The organism is Neobacillus kokaensis, from assembly GCF_014656545.1.
In the GTDB taxonomy this organism is placed as follows: Bacteria; Bacillota; Bacilli; order Bacillales; family Cytobacillaceae; genus Neobacillus; species Neobacillus kokaensis.
Window position 1 is genome coordinate 88,132 of the sequence record NZ_BNDS01000016.1, and the last position, 18,096, is coordinate 106,227.

The 18,096-nt window shown below is 39.7% G+C and carries 15 protein-coding genes; 14 read left to right on the forward strand and 1 reads right to left on the reverse strand.

What is annotated here, in order from left to right:
- Positions 1–136 precede the first annotated feature (136 nt).
- Positions 137–1,318, forward strand: coding sequence for a NupC/NupG family nucleoside CNT transporter (locus IE222_RS17275; protein ID WP_191274927.1), 1,182 nt, complete (start codon positions 137–139; stop codon positions 1,316–1,318).
- Between the two features lie 22 nt (positions 1,319–1,340).
- The gene (locus IE222_RS17280; protein WP_191274928.1) at positions 1,341–2,270 is read left to right on the forward strand and encodes a nucleoside hydrolase; all 930 of its coding nucleotides are present in this window, start codon (positions 1,341–1,343) and stop codon (positions 2,268–2,270) included.
- A gap of 145 nt (positions 2,271–2,415) precedes the next feature.
- On the opposite strand, the gene IE222_RS17285 is transcribed toward IE222_RS17280, so the two are convergent.
- Complete coding sequence (locus IE222_RS17285) at positions 2,416–3,318, reverse strand: EamA family transporter (RefSeq protein ID WP_191274929.1); 903 nt, start codon at positions 3,316–3,318, stop codon at positions 2,416–2,418.
- Positions 3,319–3,642: 324 nt separating this feature from the next.
- On the opposite strand from IE222_RS17285, the gene IE222_RS17290 reads away from it, so the two are divergent.
- From IE222_RS17290 to IE222_RS17345, 12 genes are all read left to right on the forward strand, one after another.
- The gene (locus IE222_RS17290; RefSeq protein WP_191274930.1) at positions 3,643–4,083 is read left to right on the forward strand and encodes an SRPBCC family protein; all 441 of its coding nucleotides are present in this window, start codon (positions 3,643–3,645) and stop codon (positions 4,081–4,083) included.
- Between the two features lie 588 nt (positions 4,084–4,671).
- The gene (locus IE222_RS17295) at positions 4,672–5,838 is read left to right on the forward strand and encodes a thiolase family protein (RefSeq protein WP_191274931.1); all 1,167 of its coding nucleotides are present in this window, start codon (positions 4,672–4,674) and stop codon (positions 5,836–5,838) included.
- Positions 5,839–5,904: 66 nt separating this feature from the next.
- Complete coding sequence (locus IE222_RS17300) at positions 5,905–6,663, forward strand: beta-ketoacyl-ACP reductase (RefSeq protein WP_191274932.1); 759 nt, start codon at positions 5,905–5,907, stop codon at positions 6,661–6,663.
- A gap of 70 nt (positions 6,664–6,733) precedes the next feature.
- Positions 6,734–7,159: an FAS1-like dehydratase domain-containing protein gene (locus IE222_RS17305; protein ID WP_191274933.1), complete on the forward strand. Its 426-nt coding sequence runs from the start codon at positions 6,734–6,736 to the stop codon at positions 7,157–7,159.
- A 14-nt stretch (positions 7,160–7,173) separates the two neighbouring features.
- Positions 7,174–7,590, forward strand: coding sequence for a MaoC/PaaZ C-terminal domain-containing protein (locus IE222_RS17310; RefSeq protein WP_191274934.1), 417 nt, complete (start codon positions 7,174–7,176; stop codon positions 7,588–7,590).
- 123 nt (positions 7,591–7,713) lie between these two features.
- Positions 7,714–9,774 (forward strand): (Fe-S)-binding protein, encoded by a 2,061-nt coding sequence (locus tag IE222_RS17315; RefSeq protein WP_191274935.1) that lies wholly within the window; start codon positions 7,714–7,716, stop codon positions 9,772–9,774.
- Between the two features lie 269 nt (positions 9,775–10,043).
- Complete coding sequence (locus IE222_RS17320; RefSeq protein WP_191274937.1) at positions 10,044–10,811, forward strand: electron transfer flavoprotein subunit beta/FixA family protein; 768 nt, start codon at positions 10,044–10,046, stop codon at positions 10,809–10,811.
- An 18-nt stretch (positions 10,812–10,829) separates the two neighbouring features.
- Positions 10,830–11,801, forward strand: coding sequence for an electron transfer flavoprotein subunit alpha/FixB family protein (locus IE222_RS17325; RefSeq protein WP_191274939.1), 972 nt, complete (start codon positions 10,830–10,832; stop codon positions 11,799–11,801).
- An 85-nt stretch (positions 11,802–11,886) separates the two neighbouring features.
- Positions 11,887–12,129: a hypothetical protein gene (locus IE222_RS17330; RefSeq protein ID WP_191274941.1), complete on the forward strand. Its 243-nt coding sequence runs from the start codon at positions 11,887–11,889 to the stop codon at positions 12,127–12,129.
- A gap of 398 nt (positions 12,130–12,527) precedes the next feature.
- Positions 12,528–14,201 (forward strand): sigma-54 interaction domain-containing protein, encoded by a 1,674-nt coding sequence (locus tag IE222_RS17335; RefSeq protein ID WP_223282769.1) that lies wholly within the window; start codon positions 12,528–12,530, stop codon positions 14,199–14,201.
- A 410-nt stretch (positions 14,202–14,611) separates the two neighbouring features.
- On the forward strand, positions 14,612–16,771 hold the full coding sequence (locus IE222_RS17340; RefSeq protein ID WP_223282770.1) for an acetate--CoA ligase family protein: 2,160 nt from the start codon (positions 14,612–14,614) through the stop codon (positions 16,769–16,771).
- 28 nt (positions 16,772–16,799) lie between these two features.
- On the forward strand, positions 16,800–18,062 hold the full coding sequence (locus IE222_RS17345) for an MFS transporter (RefSeq protein WP_191274942.1): 1,263 nt from the start codon (positions 16,800–16,802) through the stop codon (positions 18,060–18,062).
- Positions 18,063–18,096: the final 34 nt, after the last annotated feature.

The window sequence follows — 18,096 nt, forward strand, 5'->3', positions numbered from 1 at the left end:
TAAACTGGATTCGCGATAAGACAAATTCAACTTCTATAAAGGGTACTATGTAGATATTTTCAATTCAACCATACTTTATAGAAGTTGTTTTTTTCAGATATTTGAAAGCGCCACCAAATAAAGGGAGAGGCTGCATATGAATTTTATTTTCTTAATAACAGGCGTTTTATTTGTTTTTGGTATAGGTGTTTTAGTTAGTAATAATAGAAAACAAATTAAATATAAACGTATTCTAATCATGCTTGCTGTGCAAATTATTTTAGTTTACTTCATGATGAATACTAGTCTTGGTTTAATTGCTATTACAGAGGTTGGTGTATTTTTTGAAAAATTAATGAAGCTAGCTGATTCAGGAATTCAATTTGTATTTGGCGGAATGTTGAATAAAGGTGAATTTTCATTTTTCCTTGGTGTGTTAATGCCTCTTGTTTTTATGTCTGTGTTAATAGGAATCTTAAATTATATAAAAGTATTGCCATTCATAATCAAATATATAGGCCTAATATTAAGTAAGATTACAGGAATGGGTAAACTGGAAAGTTATTTTGCTGTTTCTACAGCCGCACTTGGACAACCAGAAGTGTTCTTAACGATTATCAAACAAATTCCGCTTTTATCTCCTAATAGATTATATACCATCTGTACTTCAGCAATGAGTGCCGTCAGTATGGCGATGGTTGGATCTTATATGAAAATGTTAGAGCCCAAATTTGTTGTAACAGCTGTTGTATTGAATATTTTTAGTGCACTTATCGTTGCTAATATTATTAATCCATATGATTTAGACGAAAATGAGGATTTAATACAGATTGAGAAGAATGAAAGAGTTCCTTTCTTCCAAATGATTGGCGATAGCGTAATGGATGGTTTTAAAATTGCGATCATCGTTGCTGCTATGCTATTAGGATTTATTTCCTTAATGGAATTGATTAATGTCATTTTTTTAGGTGTATTCCATGTTTCTTTCCAAACAGTTATCGGTTATATTTTTGCGCCAATCGCTTTCTTAATGGGTATTCCATGGGCAGAAGCTGTAAGGGCTGGTGGTATTATGGCGACAAAACTTGTTACGAATGAATTTGTTGCCATGTTAAGTTTTGGCGATGTCGCAAATCATCTTTCTGATAAAACAATTGCCATTGTATCCGTTTATTTAGTTAGTTTTGCGAACTTTGGTACAGTTGGTATTGTTTCAGGTTCAATTAAATCCATCAGTGAAAAACAAGGTGGTTATGTTTCAAAAGTAGCTTTAAAGCTTTTGTTAGGTGCAACACTTGCTTCTGTTATTTCAGGGACAATTATAGGGATCGTAATGTAGTTTAATAGAGGAGTGGGAAATGATGACTGCTAGAAAGATTATTATGGATTGTGATCCAGGACATGATGACGCCATTGCCATTATTTTAGCTGCTGCACGCCGGGATTTGGAAATTCTAGCAATAACAACGGTTTCTGGAAATGCAGAAATTGAAAAAACGACGATGAATGCATTAAAGATTTGCGACTTAGTTTCATTAAAAGAAGTGGTAGTTTCAAAAGGTGCTAGTGAGCCATTGATCCGCTTACGTGAAACAGCACCTGGTATTCATGGAGAATCAGGTTTGGATGGTCCGGAGCTGCCGGAACCATCCCGCAGCTGGAGTGCGGAACACGGTTCTGATACCATTATTCGACTTGTAAAAGAATCAAATGAGCCTATTACGCTTCTTCCAACTGGACCTTTAACAAATATTGCTTTAGCTTTAACAAAAGCACCAGAAATAAAGGATAACATTCAAGAGATTGTCCTTATGGGCGGCGGAACAATTGGCAACTGGACTCCAACTGCTGAATTTAATATTTGGGCTGACCCGGAAGCGGCAAAGAAAGTATTTGATAGCGGCATTCCTTTAGTAGTTATGGGACTAGATATTACTCATCAAGCCCTGGCGACAAAAGAAGTGATCAATCAGGTAAATAAAATTGACAACAAAGTGGCTAAAATTGTTGGTGAATTATTAGTGTTTTTTGCATCAACCTATAAAGAAATGTTTGATTTTGATGGCGCCCCAGTACACGATGTGTTAACTGTAGCATATTGTGTTGCTCCAGAATTGTTTAAGCTGAAAGAGGTAAATATTACAGTTGAAACAAAAGGAGAATTTACGGCAGGAACCACGTTAGTTGACCTGCATGGGGTCACTGGCAGAAAAGTTAATGCCAAGTTTGGCTTAGAACTGGATGTCGAAGGTTTTTGGAAGCTAATGATTGAAGCGCTTAAGCAATACTAAAATCGAAGCAGCACGGTGAACCGTACCATAGTAAATGAGGTTTTTAAGTATAAAACTAGCATTAGGGTCTTTCTCCCAATGCTAGTTTTTTTCACTTAAGTAAAACTTTAATACAAAATCATTTTAATAAAAGCATCCCAAAACTCTACCCGTTAATATGCTTCCTAATTCTAAAAAGACTACTGCCGAGTTCATTTAACGCAATCGCTGCTAGTATAATTGCCGTGCCTAACCACTGAAGCGGCGTTACCGCTTCTGACAAAATCAGGCTGGCTGATAGGATGGCGATTGGTAATTCAATGGATGTTAATATATTGGCAATGCCGCCTGAAACTAATGGTGCGCCCACTGCGAAAAATAGCGGGGGAAGGACTGCTCCAAATAGCGAAACACCAACGGCAGCCGTTAATAAGTTTGGCTCCAATGGCAGCACAGTTGGAATGTCACGCATGAATAGGACAAGAACTAAGATGGTTGACCCAGTTGACATTAAAGAAGTTCGAGTCCATGGGTCAACATTTACAGCGACCTTTCCGCTGAAAAAAATAAATCCTGCATAAGTGAATGCGGAGAGAATACCAAATAGGAAACCTTTAAAAGGCAGTCCCTGTATGTTGCCATTTACTATATTGGATGCAAAAAAGACCCCGATCAAAATTAATATGATGGACAATATGGTTACGGGCGCAGGTTTTATTTTGCTGAAAATCCATTCTAACATAATTCCAATCCAAACGAATTGAAACATTAAAATGATGGCCAATGAGGCAGGCAGATATTGCATTGCACCATAATAAAAAATACTTGTTAATCCGATAAAACAACCGGTTATCATAATTTGAGGAACATTCTTCCGATTAAGCCCTTTAAAGCTCGAGCGTTTAATTAGTGTAAAAGACCATAATAAAAATGAGGAAATCATCATTTGAACGATATTAATTTGGCCAAGTGAGTAGCCGAAGCTAAACCCCAATTTGGCAAATATCGGGGTAAACCCAAAACATCCAGCACCTAATAGTATAAATAAAATTCCTTTGTTAACTTTCATGATGAAACCTCCAAAAAGCTAAAAAACTACCAAACTATTATATCATGGATAGAAAAATAATTGCCGCAGAATCACCCTTTTGATAAAACAAATGCTGCCGTTATCATGTATTGTGGGGAAAAATTGTTATACTTCACTTTTACAAATTTAATTGGTTTTCAATTAGAACAGTCTTCCGCAATCGGGAATAAGGCAGATGAGTTTCAGAAGGGCATCGAAATAGCTAGGATAATTAGTGATGTAAATTTATGTCTTTTATGTAATAATTATATTTGTGGAGAAATATAAATTTACAATTCATACATAGTGAAAGTGGGTATCATAATGGCAACGGGAACGCATACAGTAGAAATTCCAGTAGATGTACAAGCAGTATGGGAATACGTCAGTGATCTTGAAAAATGGGCAACGACAGTACCAGCCTATAAAGAACATAAAATTATTAATGACAGGCAATCAATTTGGACATTTGAAGGTAATGTAAAAGGGATTAAAAAAACAATACAAGCGCAGGTTGATATTACCGAATGGAATGAGCCTTCAAATATTAAGTTTGAACTAAAAGGTTTATCAGATAATTTTACAGGAAGCGGTCAGTTTACTGCAGAAGGTGCTAATGGGAAGACAATAATGACTTGTAGAGTGGAAGTTCTTGCAGGCGGATTATCGGGTGCGGTGTTAGCACCAATTATTAAATGGGCTGTTCCCAAAGTAGCATCTCGTTTAACAGAATCTATCGCACGTAAAGTTGTAGTATTCTCATAGTTTTCAAAGATTGAAGCAAAAGCGTAATCAAATGGACACCCCGCAATCGTTAGTCTTAACTAACGACAACGGGGTGTTTTTTTATGTCTAGGCATTTTTTAAAAGCTTCACACCTAATTGGATATCCTCACGACTAAGATTACTGAATCCAAGTTTAATTATTGCCTCAGCAGAATGATTTTTTATGAAATAGATAAAGGCAGGATACACTTTAACTCCATAAATGGAAGCACGCTCGATTAACCATTCTTCCGAGTGATTTAGATGAAAATTTTACTCATAGTCTTTTATAAAATTAACACAATTTTGAGAGATAAAGAACTTTAAATATAAAATGATAATTCTTAATAGAGTTTAATTCAATAGTGAATTGACCATTTCAGAAATGATTCAACTGAATCAAGTGAAAAAAGAAATGAATGATTTAGTTTTGAATCTTTAAAATTTAAGGCTAATGAATAAATCCGTATTTCTCTGTATTTGATCCTCATTAAACTTTTGGCATAATTTTTGCATTAAAAGATGAATGAAAGGAAAATTGCTTCTATTATCTTATATCAAAGAAAAATTCTAAGGAGGGAAAAATGGATGAACAAAGCGGTTATCGTCTCTGTGGCAAGAACCCCATTTGCAAAATTTCGCGGGGCGTTAAAAGATATCCATCCATCTATTTATGGAGGACTCGTTATCAAGGAAGTACTTCAACGAGCCCAAATTGCCGGTGAGGAAGTAGATGATGTCATATTTGGAAACTGTAATGCGGGTGGAGGGAATATCGCACGATTATCTTTATTACAGGCTGAATTACCGATATCGTTACCAGGAATTACGATTGACCGGCAATGTGGATCAGGGATTAATAGTGTAGCGTTAGCTGCTGATGCTATCAGTGCCGGAAGTGGGAGAATTCTAGTTGCCGGGGGAACGGAAAGCTTGACCAGGGCGCCTTATCTAATGGAACCTCCGAATCAAGCTTTTGATCGGGTTCCACCTAAGTTTATATCGAAGAGGCCGTTATCACCGGAACATCTCGGAGATCCCCCGATGGGGATTACCGCCGAAAATCTTGCTGAACGCTATAACATCAGCAGGGAGGAACAGGATGCGTTTGCCTTAAGAAGCCAGCAAAACATGAAACGAGCAGTGGAACAAGGGTTTTATAAGGAACAGATTGTTCCTGTACCTATTACAGGGAAAAAAGGGGAAACTACTCTATTCTCTGAAGATGAACACCCCAGACCAGAAACGACCTTTGAAGGGTTAGCCCAGCTTCGCCCATCATTTAAGAAAGACGGATCAGTGACTGCGGGTAACGCATCAGGTATCGTTGACGGAGCTTCAGCACTGCTTTTGATGTCAGAAAAGGAAGCAGAAAAAAGAGGGTTGGAACCGATTGCAAGGGTTGCGGATTGGGCACTCGCCGGTGTGGATCCGAACATTATGGGGATAGGTCCAGTCCCAGCCATAAACAAGCTGTTGGATAAAAATAGATTGACTTTAGAGGATGTGGATTTGATTGAAATCAATGAAGCCTTTGCTTGCCAAGTGTTAGCGTGTGAACGTGAACTTCATCTGGATTGGGAGAAGGTCAATGTCAATGGAGGAGCGATTGCTCATGGGCATCCCATTGCCGCCACTGGAGGGATGCTGGTAATGAAGCTGGCATATGAAATGAAGCGCCGAGGTGTGAAACGTGGGATCGTAACAGCTTGTATCGGTGGGGGTCAAGGAATTGCTCTGATGCTTGAAAGGTAATGGGAAATGCATTAGAAAAACACGGATTGTTTTAGACATATGGAAATATTCTAGGGAGGTCGTCTAATGAGTCGTTTAGGAGATAGGATTGCTATTGTCACTGGTGCAGGCCGAGGGATTGGTGCTGAAACAGCCAAAAGATTGGCGCAGGACGGGGCAAAGGTGGCACTATTTGATCTGAATTCTGATTTTTGTCGTGAAACGGTTCAAGCTATCCAGTCCACAGGTAAAGAAGCAATTGGAATCAGTTGTGACATTTCGGACAACGAGCAAGTCAATGAAGCGGTTGAAAAGGTTGCTTCTCATTTTGGAGGGATTGACATTTTGGTGAATAACGCCGGAGTGACTCGTGATAATCTTCTTTTTAAAATGTCGGTAGAAGACTGGGACATGGTCATGAATGTGCATCTAAAGGGTAGCTTTTTATGCGCAAAAGCTGTACAGAAATTTATGGTTCAAAAACGCTATGGAAAGATTATCAATATTAGCAGCACATCAGCCTTAGGAAACCGCGGACAAGCCAACTATTCTACAGCAAAGGCGGGTTTGCAAGGGTTTACAAGAAGCTTGGCGATGGAACTGGGCCCTTTCAATATTAACGTTAATTCTGTTGCTCCCGGATATATTGTAACGGAAATGACAAAAGCGACTTCAGAGCGGATGGGCTTAGAATTCGAGGAACAGCAAAGAAAAGTTGCTGAGGGGAATCCGCTTAGAAGAGTAGGGAGACCGGAGGATATTGCCAACGTCATTGCTTTTTTAGCCAGTGAAGATGCTAGTTATGTGAATGGGCAGATTATTTATGTCAACGGGGGCGCTCGCTAAATCTGTGAAAATTGAAGAAGTCGGTTAAAGTCCAAAAAGAACCAGGATGTTCTGGAAGGGGGAAAAAGGGTTGCTGATAGATCCAAGTATCATCGGAAGCACAAGTGAATCGAAAATATTCGAGATTGAGAAAGGAGCCATCCGTACTTTCGCTGAAGCCATCGGTGATGATAATCTCCTATACAAAGATGAGGCATTCGCAAAGGAATGCGGACATCGAAGTATCGTGGCTCCTCCGACATTTCCAACTACGATCCGAGTGGCAAATCCCAAGGTCAAATTTGATCCAAGTCGGGTTTTACATGGGCAGCAGGAATACATTTATGAAAGATCAATTGTTGCCGGAGATGTCTTGCGCTGTTTCAGTACCGTTGTTGATGTTTTAGAAAAAGAAGGAAACACTGGCAAGATGACATTTCTTGTACAGGAAATACGCGGTGAAGATTTGGCCGGTAACTTGGTATATCGTGCAAAAAGCACACTGATTATACGTTGACAGGAGGAAAGTAAATGAATGGGATAGACTGGACGCGTGCGGAAACCGGGCAGGAGTTGGAAGCTCTCGTTAAACCAGCGATTGAAAAAGTTCAATTAGTGAAATACGCCGGAGCATCGGGGGATTTTAATTTGATTCATACCGATGATGAAACAGCCAGACGTGTCGGTTTACCTGGCGTCATTGCACATGGAATGCTAAGCATGGGATTTTTGGGTCAACTTTGCGGTCAATTGGTTGGGAAAAATGGATTTGTTAGCCAGTTGATGGTTCGGTTTTCAGGGATGGTATTTCCCGGGGATGTGCTTACGTGTCGGGCAAAGGTTAAGAAAAAGAATGAGAACGAGCGTACTCTCGATTTAGAACTTTCTGTCGAGCGGGAACCTGGCAAAACTTTGACATCAGGTAAGGCAATTTTAAAGTTTTACTAAATATAAAGCCAAATGCAGCCAGGATTCTTTTGGGAACGGCTGCATTTTGTTTCCTTGATAAACTTATTGCTTATTAAATTTGAACCTATCAATAAAAATTTGGTTAGGAAAGGATGGGCATTTATGCTGGTATTTATTAATTTTATAGCCTTTCTGACAGTAATGGGCTATGCGGTCTATTTATTTACTAATCTGGTATACAGTCGCATTTTATTTATTAAGTTAGGAAAGAAATCTAACTTAAAAGAAGACACTTGGAAACGTGTTCAGGAAGTTCTAATCAATGTGTTCGGCCAGCGAAAATTGTTTAAGGACAAGAAAAGCGGTCTTATGCATTTAGTATTATTTTATACCTTTTTTATCATTCAAGTAGGACTTATTGAACTTATCATAAAAGGATTTATTAAAGGATTTGAATTTCCTTTAGGGGATGAACATAAATATTTTAGTCTTCTGCAGGAGTGGGCTACATTCCTTATGCTGTTAGCTGTCGTATATGGGTTTTATCGTCGTTATGGGGAAAAGGTAAAGAGATTGCAATTAAAGCGTGATGGCAAGGCTGCTTTTGTCTATATCGCTTTAGGTATTCTAACCTCATCAATCCTGCTTACATTAGGATTCGAAAAGATTATGTTAGAACATGAACCGAACCTGGCCTATGCTCCATTCTCTGGTGCTATTGCGTTATTGTTTTCCAGCATCGGATCAACGGCAGGAACTGTGTTGTTCTATATATTTTGGTGGGTGCATATGATAACCGTCTTTTCATTCATGGTTTTCGTACCGCAGTCGAAGCAAGCGCATGAGCTTTTCGCTATGTTTAACATCTTTTTCAAAAAGAGCGGTCCTGTTGGAAAATTGAGAAAGATTGATTTTGAGGATGAGGAGGTCGAGGAATACGGCGTCGGAAAAATTGAAAGTTTTACCCAAAGGCAGCTCATCGATTTTTATGCATGTGCGGAATGTGGACGATGCACGAATATGTGCCCAGCTTCAGTAACAGGTAAGACGTTATCTCCGATGCAATTGATCGTTAAAATGAGAGATCATTTGACAGAAAAAGGAGCGGCGATAACATCCCGTAGTCCGTGGATGCCTAGCCCTATTATTGGATCTTCTGCCTTATCTCCTGGAGCTGCAGCTCAAGAAACTGCGTCCACACTGGAAATGCCTAATTTGATTGGCGATGTCATTACCGAGGAAGAATTATGGGCCTGCACGACCTGCCGAAATTGTGAAGACCAATGTCCGGTAGGGAACGAACATGTCGATAAAATCATTGATTTGAGGCGTTATTTGGTTATGACCGAAGGAAGTATGCCTCACGAGGCAACCCGTTATTTTCAAAACATTGAGAGGCAGAGCAATCCATGGGGGATTAATCGCAAGGAACGTATTAAATGGCGTGAAGAATGTGATGATCTTGTGGTTCCAACGGTAAATGAAGTAGAAGAATTTGACTATCTATTTTGGGTAGGATCGATGGGTTCCTTTGATAAAAGAAGCCAAAAGATTGTGCAATCCTTTGTGAAAATTATGAACGCTGCTGGAATCCGCTTTGCCGTACTCGGTAACGAAGAACGCAATTCTGGAGACACGGCACGCAGGATGGGAAATGAATTTTTATTCCAACAATTATGTCAGGAGAATATTGTGAATTTTCAGGCGCTTGGTGTGAAGAAAATTGTAACCATCGATCCCCATGCTTACAACACCTTTAAACATGAATATTCGGAGTTTGGTTTGGAAGCAGAGGTGTATCATCATACGGAACTGATTTGGAAGTGGATACAAGAAGGCCGCATTCGGCCGAAGAAGGAAGTCAAGGAATCGATTGCTTATCATGATTCCTGTTATTTAGGCCGCTATAACAACATTTTTGATATTCCCCGAAAAATTCTTACATCTATTCCAGGCGTAAAAATCCTGGAGATAGAACGGAACAAGGAAGATGCCATGTGCTGTGGCGCCGGCGGGGGTATGATGTGGATCGAGGAAACCCAGGGGAAACGGATTAATGTAGAACGTGTCGAGCAAGCGCTTCAACTTAGTCCAACAATGATTGGCAGTAATTGTCCCTATTGTCTAACTATGATGAGTGATGGGACGAAGGCAAAAGAGGTCGAAGAACAAGTAAAAACCATGGATATTGCCGAAATCGTAGAAAAATCCTTATTTCACTAAACAACATTTAGTCATTAATCTCATCTAACAATGAAGGCTTTAGATGGAAATGGAGATAGAGTGAAGATTCATTATTGAATTGTTCGATTCAAAAATAAATGATGATGTAAATCGCCATGGTTAACGGTGTCTTAGAAAGAATAAATCTCCTTTGAATCAGGGTGTAGACTTTAAAATCAGGTATATCAAGTAGTTTGCAGCATTTTAATTTGGCATGAAAATTGCACTTGTTTAGTATGTGAAATATTTTATAGGAAAGGGGCAAGAGCATGAAAATCCTGGTGTTGTTAAAGCAGACGTTTGATACAGAAGAGAAAATTTCCCTCCAGAACGGCAAGATTAATGAACAAGGGGTCGAATTCATTATCAATCCGTATGATGAGTATGCTGTGGAGGAAGCGATGAAGTTAAAAGAGGAATTGGGGGCAGAAGTAACCATACTTACCGTAGGTCCGTCCCGGACGGAAAGCGCCCTTCGAACAGCCTTAGCAATGGGGGCTGATAAGGCTTTAATGATTGAATACAATGGGTCTGAAGCGGATGAATATGTGATTTCGAATCTCATTGCCGCCGCTATCAGGAATCAGGGCTTTGATCTTATTCTAGGCGGGTATATGGCGGTTGATTCAGGAGCTGGCCAAATAGCCATACGTGTAGCCGAAATTCTGGGGATTCCCCAAATAGCCGCCATTACCAAATTATCGATCGTTGGAAGGAACGCAACCGCTGAAAGAGATGTGGAAGGAGATTTAGAGACAATCGAAGTGGAGCTACCCTTCCTAGCGACTGCCCAACAAGGGTTAAATGAACCACGGTACCCTTCCCTTCCCGGGATTATGAAGGCAAAAAAAAAGCCGATTGAGAAAGTATTAGCCGATGAACTGGAAATCTCTAATGAGGAACGTAGTGTCCGAACGGAAATTCTTGACCAATATTTGCCCCCTAAAAAGCAGGCAGGACAAATTCTAACTGGAGAAATGGATCACCAGGTGAGCGAATTGGTTCAGCTGCTTCGTACAAAGGCAAAAGTCATTTAAAAGGAGAGGACTGAAAAGATGAGCAAAAATGTACTTGTAGTAGCAGAGACAAAAAACGGAAAGTTGAGAAATGTATCATTTGAAGCATTGACAATTGCTCAATCTGTGGCGGATGGTGGAGAAGTGGCTGCAGTCCTATTTGGATCTGGTGCAGCCGCCTATTTGGAAGAAATTAGCCGATATGGGGCCGCCCGGCTGTATGTGTCCGATCACGAGGCTCTATCCACTTATACTGCGGAAGCGTATACCCAAGCATTGGCCAGCTTGATTCAAGAAGTACAGGCAGATATCATCCTAATGGGGAATACAGCCATAGGGAAAGAAGTGGCACCGCGGGTTGCCGCCCGAATGGGGATGGGGTTGATTTCCGATTGTACGAGTGTCGAAACAAATGAGGGCAATCTTGTGTTTACTCGTCCAATTTATGCGGGTAAAGCATTTGAAAAGAAAACATTCTGTAAAGGGAAAGAATTTGCTACCCTTCGTCCAAATAATTTTGAGAAGGTCATCAAACCAGCACAGACGGAATTGGTTTCCTTTCAACCAGAAATACAAGATTTGCGAAAGATTGTAAAGGAAATCGTGAAAAAAACAGCAGGCGGGGTCGATCTCAGTGAGGCTAAAATCATTGTTTCCGGAGGTAGAGGGGTGAAAAGTGCAGAAGGATTTCAGCCGCTCAGGGAGCTGGCGGAAGTTCTAGGTGGAGCGGTCGGGGCCTCACGGGGAGCTTGTGACGCTGAATATTGTGATTACTCCCTACAAATTGGGCAAACGGGAAAAGTAGTCACACCTGACCTCTATATCGCCTGCGGAATCTCGGGGGCCATTCAGCATTTGGCCGGCATGTCTAGTTCTAAAATTATTGTTGCAATTAATAAAGACCCGGAGGCCCCCATTTTTCAAGTGGCTGATTACGGGATAGTCGGGGATTTATTTGAGGTTGTCCCTATGTTGACGAAAGAATTCAAAAAGGCATTAGTAACTAGCTAAAAGGAACAACATCTCCCTGGATAAGGGGAGATGTTGCTATTTGAAGGTCAAGAACGGAGAGATTAAATATTAGGAGGGTTGAATCATGAGCCCAATAGATTTCCGTGTTCAAATGCAGATAAAAGCTACGGAAATTTTAGCGAAACTATTAGCGGAAAGTAAAAAGAAGGAAAGGTATAAATTATGCGGCCATTTACTGGAAATCTATGAAGAGCTAGATATTAATGTGTTTCAAAATTCATTATTTTGGGAGTTGATACAAATCAGTCTTAATGAATTTATCATAAATGATGTTGATGAAAGGGTATCTAGACTAGATACCCTCTGATCTTTGTTTTCACCTATTGATTTCCTTTAGAAAATCATCGTGATTAAGGTAGAAAATGAGGTTAATAGCTAAGGGGGGACTGGGGTGACAATGTACTTCCCACATACCACATCTTATCTACATAGATTTGATATCTTCTAAATTTTCCTCTTTGATTTAGTATAGCCTTAATCCCTTACCTATGTTTTTTAGTTTTTGGAAATGTGGTTCTAAATTTTCCCTGGTTGATCGACACGATGATCAAGAAGGACCTTGCAAGTTATTGCTAAAAAGGTAAATAAACGATATAATTTTAAAAATCTGACTTTTCGTAATAATCAATACATCGCTATACAAAGGTCAAAAATAATTCATTGGGTGAAACCATTTATAAATCGTTTATTGAGGGAGGCAGAACTGTGGAGGATTTTCCTAATTGGCTTGAATCTATTCCTTTTCCTATGATTATCACAAATCAACAAGATGAAATAGAAAATTACAATTCTTTATTATTCAAACTATTTGGCGAAGTATCGATTGGAGCGAATTTAAAAGAGTTATTTCATCAATGGGAAGCACGGGGAGATCTTTTTATTTCGGCTAAAAAAGGGGATCAAGCCTATTTACTACAGTATAATAATGTAGAGTATCAGACACAAACATCGGTGCTATACATTGTCTCTAAAGATACTTATTTTCAAGAAAAAATAAATAAATTGGAGATTGAGAATAAAGAACTAGAGGCTGTTTTTGAGAACTCTACCGAGGGCATTTACATTACTGACTGTGATGGTGTGACGCTAAAAGTAAATGCCACTGTGGAGAGAGGGCTTTGTCAGAAGAAGGAATCTCTTATTGGCAAGAATATGAAGCAGTTACTCCTAGAAGGAATTGTGAAGGAGACCATCACTTCCAAGGTGCTTGCCCAAGGAAAGACGATTCATTCTACGCCGACCAACCAGTTCAACACACTCATAAAAACTGCTGTTCCAATTTTAAATGAATTGGGAGAAATCAAGAAGGTAGTCACCTACATTCGGAATTTATCAGAATTAAACCATCTTTATCAAGAGCTAAAAAAGGCATTGGAAATGAATAAACGATATAAGGATGAGTTAGAAAAATTAAAGAGCAATACATGGTGGGATCCGAATGTCATAGTGGAAAGCAAATTATTAATAGATGTTTATGAGATGGCAAATCGAATTGCTAATTTCGATGCTACCGTACTAGTCCTTGGGGAAACAGGAGTGGGGAAAGATGTATTGGCACGGCATATTTATCAAGCCAGCCACAGGGGGACGAAGGGAGAGTTCATCAAAATCAATTGTGGAGCCATTCCGAAAGATCTTTTGGAATCAGAATTATTCGGTTATGAGGCGGGCTCCTTTACAGGGGCAGACCGGAGAGGAAAACCCGGGTTGTTTGAACTCGCTGATCAAGGGGTTTTGTTTTTGGATGAAGTGGGTGAACTGCCTTTGGTTTTACAGGTTAAATTGCTTCGGGTCTTGCAGGATAAACAGGTTCAGCGGATTGGCGGAACCAGACCAAAAAGCATTGACGTAAGGTTAATAGCAGCAACGAATCGAAATTTAAAAGAGATGGTCGAAAAGGGAGAGTTTAGGGAAGATTTGTATTATCGCCTAAATGTGCTTCCAATCTCTATCCCTCCTTTGCGGGAAAGAAGGGAGGATATATTACCACTGGTTAAATCAATCCTTAACAAAGTAAATGAAAAATACGGAATAACTAAGGAATTCGATACTAGTTTAGAAAATTTTTTCTACAGCTATAAGTGGCCGGGAAATGTAAGAGAACTGTCCAACCTTGTAGAAAGGCTAATCATGACTGTACCTCATAAATTTATCACGGCGGCGGATCTCCCTGAAGAATATATGGAGCAGAAGGCTGTTACTAACGAAATAACATTGAAGGAAGCGATTGAGAAAGTTGAACGTGAGATATTATCCCAAGCAGTTCAAAAATTCAAGAATACATATGAAATGGCAGAAAGGCTGGGTACGAGCCAAGCAACAATCGTAAGAAGACTCAAAAAATATGATTTGTCTTCCTCCGCCTTGTCAGAAATTTAAATACTAGGGTTTAAAAAGATAAGCCTAATCGATTTTCTTGTTACTAAGATTAAATCGGTTAGGCTTTTTTTTCATGAATTCCCTGCTTTTTCAAAAAGGTGAATTTCCTCCACGAGTTATCCTGTAGGTTTAATTCGATTCAATAATGAATTGAATGTTTCAAGAATGATTCAACTAATTCTAAGGGAAGCAGAACTATACGATTTAATTTTGAATCTGTCGAAATGAGAAATGATAAATCAATCCCTGAATGTTGGCTTTTAAATGGTTCTTAATATTGGCATTATTCTTGCAAAAGGATAATTATAGGGAACATTGCCTGTTATTCCTTATTAAGACGACAAATAAGGGGGAGCTGATGAGTTTATCCGTAAGTAGATAAGAAGATGGTGAATGCAGGAGTAGTGATTTTGGAAGAAGAAATAATCAAAGAGGTGATTAATATGAAGAAAAAACTGAATTTAGAACCTATGTTTTCTCCCAAGTCTATTACTATCATCGGTGCATCAGCAGGAGTAGGAAAAATAAGCGCTAGACCGTTATTTCTTTTACGAAAGTTGGGGTATCAAGGAACTATTTACCCTGTTAATGCGAAATACACAGAAATAGAAGGATACCCCTGCATTCAGGAAATTGAAGAATTGCCAAAGGATATTGATCTGGCCATTATTTCGATTAGAGCCAGTGAGGTGCTGCCGACCTTAGAGAGATTGGCAAAGAGGTCAGTGAAAAGCGCAGTAGTTTTCAGCTCAGGTTTTTCAGAAGCTGGAGAAAGTGGAGAGGAACTTCAACAGCGTTTAAATAAATTTGTTGAAGAAACGGGTATTCCCGTTTGCGGACCTAATTCTTTAGGATTTTTTAATCTAAAAGAGAGCGTCATTGCTTCATTTCTACAACTTGAACCTAGTCGTATGGATCCCATAGCATTTATTACACAAAGCGGAGCTTTTGGAACCCTTTCTTACAAAATGTTAAATGACATGGGGACTGGCTATCAGTATTTTGTTTCATCCGGAAACGAGGCTACCGTTGATTTTTTTGATTATGTTCAATACTTTGCTAAGCAGGAAGATATCAAGGTGATTGGCGGTTATATTGAAGGGGCAAGGGATCTGGAAAAAATGAATGAAGCTATCCGTCTGTGTCAACATCAAGATAAGCCGCTAATATTAATGAAAGTTGGAAAGTCCGAAAAGGGAGCAGAAGCAGCGATTTCTCACACCGCTTCTCTGACTGGGGATGCATCCATTTACTCCGGTTTTTTTAAACAAAAGAATGTCATTCAAGTAGATGATGAAGAAGAATTAATTGATACAGTAAATTTGTTTAATAAAGCAAAAACGAGTTCACAAAGAGGTGGCGTTGCTTTGGTCACCATTTCGGGTGGAGCAGGAATTGTAATGGCTGATAAATGTGAACAGTATGGAATTGAGTTAGCTGAGTTGATGCCTGAAACCACTTCGAAACTAAAAGAACTTTTACCCGCTTTTGCATCCGTGAAAAATCCAATTGATGTGACAGCGCAAATCATGCAGGATCTTGAAAAGCTCTTCGAGAGCATCAGGGTGACATTAGAAGATGATGGAGTAGAAGCTCTTGTGGTTTACAACCAGTTGGGGGATTTTCTGGCTCCCAAAATAATCCCTGGTTTATCGGAAATCGCCCAACAAACGAATAAAACTTTTGTTGTTTGCTGGGCTGGAGCTTCAGAACAAACGAAAGATGCGCTATTTGCCGGAGGTGTTTGTTGGCTGCCTACTCCAAGCCGTTCCATTCGAGCTCTAAAAAATCTGCTGCATTATAAACGACGAAAGGGACTGTTGCCAAAACAAGATTTTACTGTTACAGAAAGATTAACGAATCGGATTGTAATGGAAGCTTTTGAAGGGATCACAAACGAATATACGAGCAAACAACATTTGAAGAACTATGGAATCTCTGTGCCAGCAGGCAGTATCGTCAAAAATGTCGAAAGCGCCGTCAAAGTTGCTGAAGAAATAGGATACCCTATTGTTTTAAAAGTTTTGTCCCGGCAAATCGTTCATAAAAGCGATGCTGGTGTTGTGAAAGTCAATTTAAAGTCAGAGGATGAGGTGAGAAATTCTTTTGAAGAAATCCTAATCAATGCCGGAAAATACAACCCTCAAGTTCAAATAGAAGGCGTAGTTGTAGAGAAGATGATGAAAGAGGGACTTGAGATGATGATTGGTTCCATACAAGATCCATTATTCGGACCTTGTATCCTGTTAGGCTCAGGAGGCGTCTTTGTTGAAGTGTTAAACGATACGGTTATCAGGCCAGCTCCGTTAACCATGGAAGATGCCTGGGAGATGATTCGATCTTTAAAAGGATATGCAGTATTAAAAGGCATCCGCGGTCAAGGGCCTTATGATATCCAAGCATTGGCTGAAACACTCGTTAAGGTTTCGGAATTTTGCCTGGATCAACAAGATTGGCTGCAAGAATTGGATATAAATCCAGTCTTGGTACAGGCTGCAAAAAAAGGTGTAACGGCTCTTGATTGTTTACTCGTAGGAAAGCGAACAGCCAAACATTTATCTTATTTATAACACCGATTCAAAAGGAGTGATTGTTCCTATGCGCTGGATGATACTTGTATTTTTGTTTTTTGGTACGTTGCTTAACTTTGCAGATAAGTCGGTGGCCGGATATGCAGCAGTCCCGATTATAAACGAGTTTAATCTTTCCTATACTCAATGGGGATTGGTTGGAAGCAGCTTTTTCTGGCTTTTCGCGGTTTCTGGTGTGTTTGGATCCGCATTATCCGACCGGTTCGGAACAAAAAAGGTACTAGCCATTTTGGTATTATCTTGGGTGTTTATACAATCTGGAGCGTTTGCCGTTAAGGGGTTAACTGGGCTCATCTTGATGAGAGTGCTGTTGGGTGCTTTCGAAGGACCGTATTTTGCAACTGCTGCTAACCATATAACCAAGTGGTTCCCACCGGAACGCCGTAGTTTTGCCATCGCCATTATGAACTCCGGCGGTACGGTCGGCGCGTTAGTTATAGCTCCTTTACTAGTTGCAGGTATTGAGGGAATCGGCTGGAGAGAGACTTATGGTAGTTTGGGGCTCTTAGGTGTGATTTGGTTCATTCTATGGATATGGAAAGGAAAGGAGAAACCTGAGCATGAGAACTTTGCGCGTGTCGAAACGCAGTCAGCTCCAAAAATAAAAGGACCGGAAATTTATCGAGTTTTACTGTCTCGAAGTTTTATTTTGGTTTGTCTAGCTGTTTTTGCATCTTATTGGTTTTTGGCCTGGATTCAAACCTTTCTCCCTGCATATTTTGTCAAATCAATCCATTTGTCGCCAAAGGAGATGGGTAATTATGCATCAATCCTAGGGATAGTTTCTGCAACTGGAACATTGTTAATTGCTTGGTTTTCCGATCGTTTATATAAAAAAAGCCAAAACCTTCGCAGATCCCGTGTATTTGTTGGCGGAGGTGGGGTGATTCTGGCGGGTTTTCTTTTCTATTCTATTACGATTATTCATCACCCTATATATGTATTAGTGGTTATGTGTGTCGGTAAATCAATGACGTCTGCCATGTTCGTCCTGTGGCCGCCGATTGCTACTAGTTTATTGCCTCAAAGGGGAGGTTTAATACTCGGAGTTGGGTCAGGATTTGCCCAATTGGCAGGAATTATCGGCCCTATAGTGACTGGAGCTATTGTGGAATCCTCTGGATCTAATGTTGGGCTTGGATTTGATCATGCGATTTTATTTGTTGGCACATTATTAGTATTATTTGGCGCACTATTCTTGCTGTTCTGCAAGCCTGATAAGCAAGCGGGAACCTTGGTATACCCACTTGAAGGTAAGACAGTAAGTTAATAGTACTAGGAATACCTTTTTTAGATACACAATG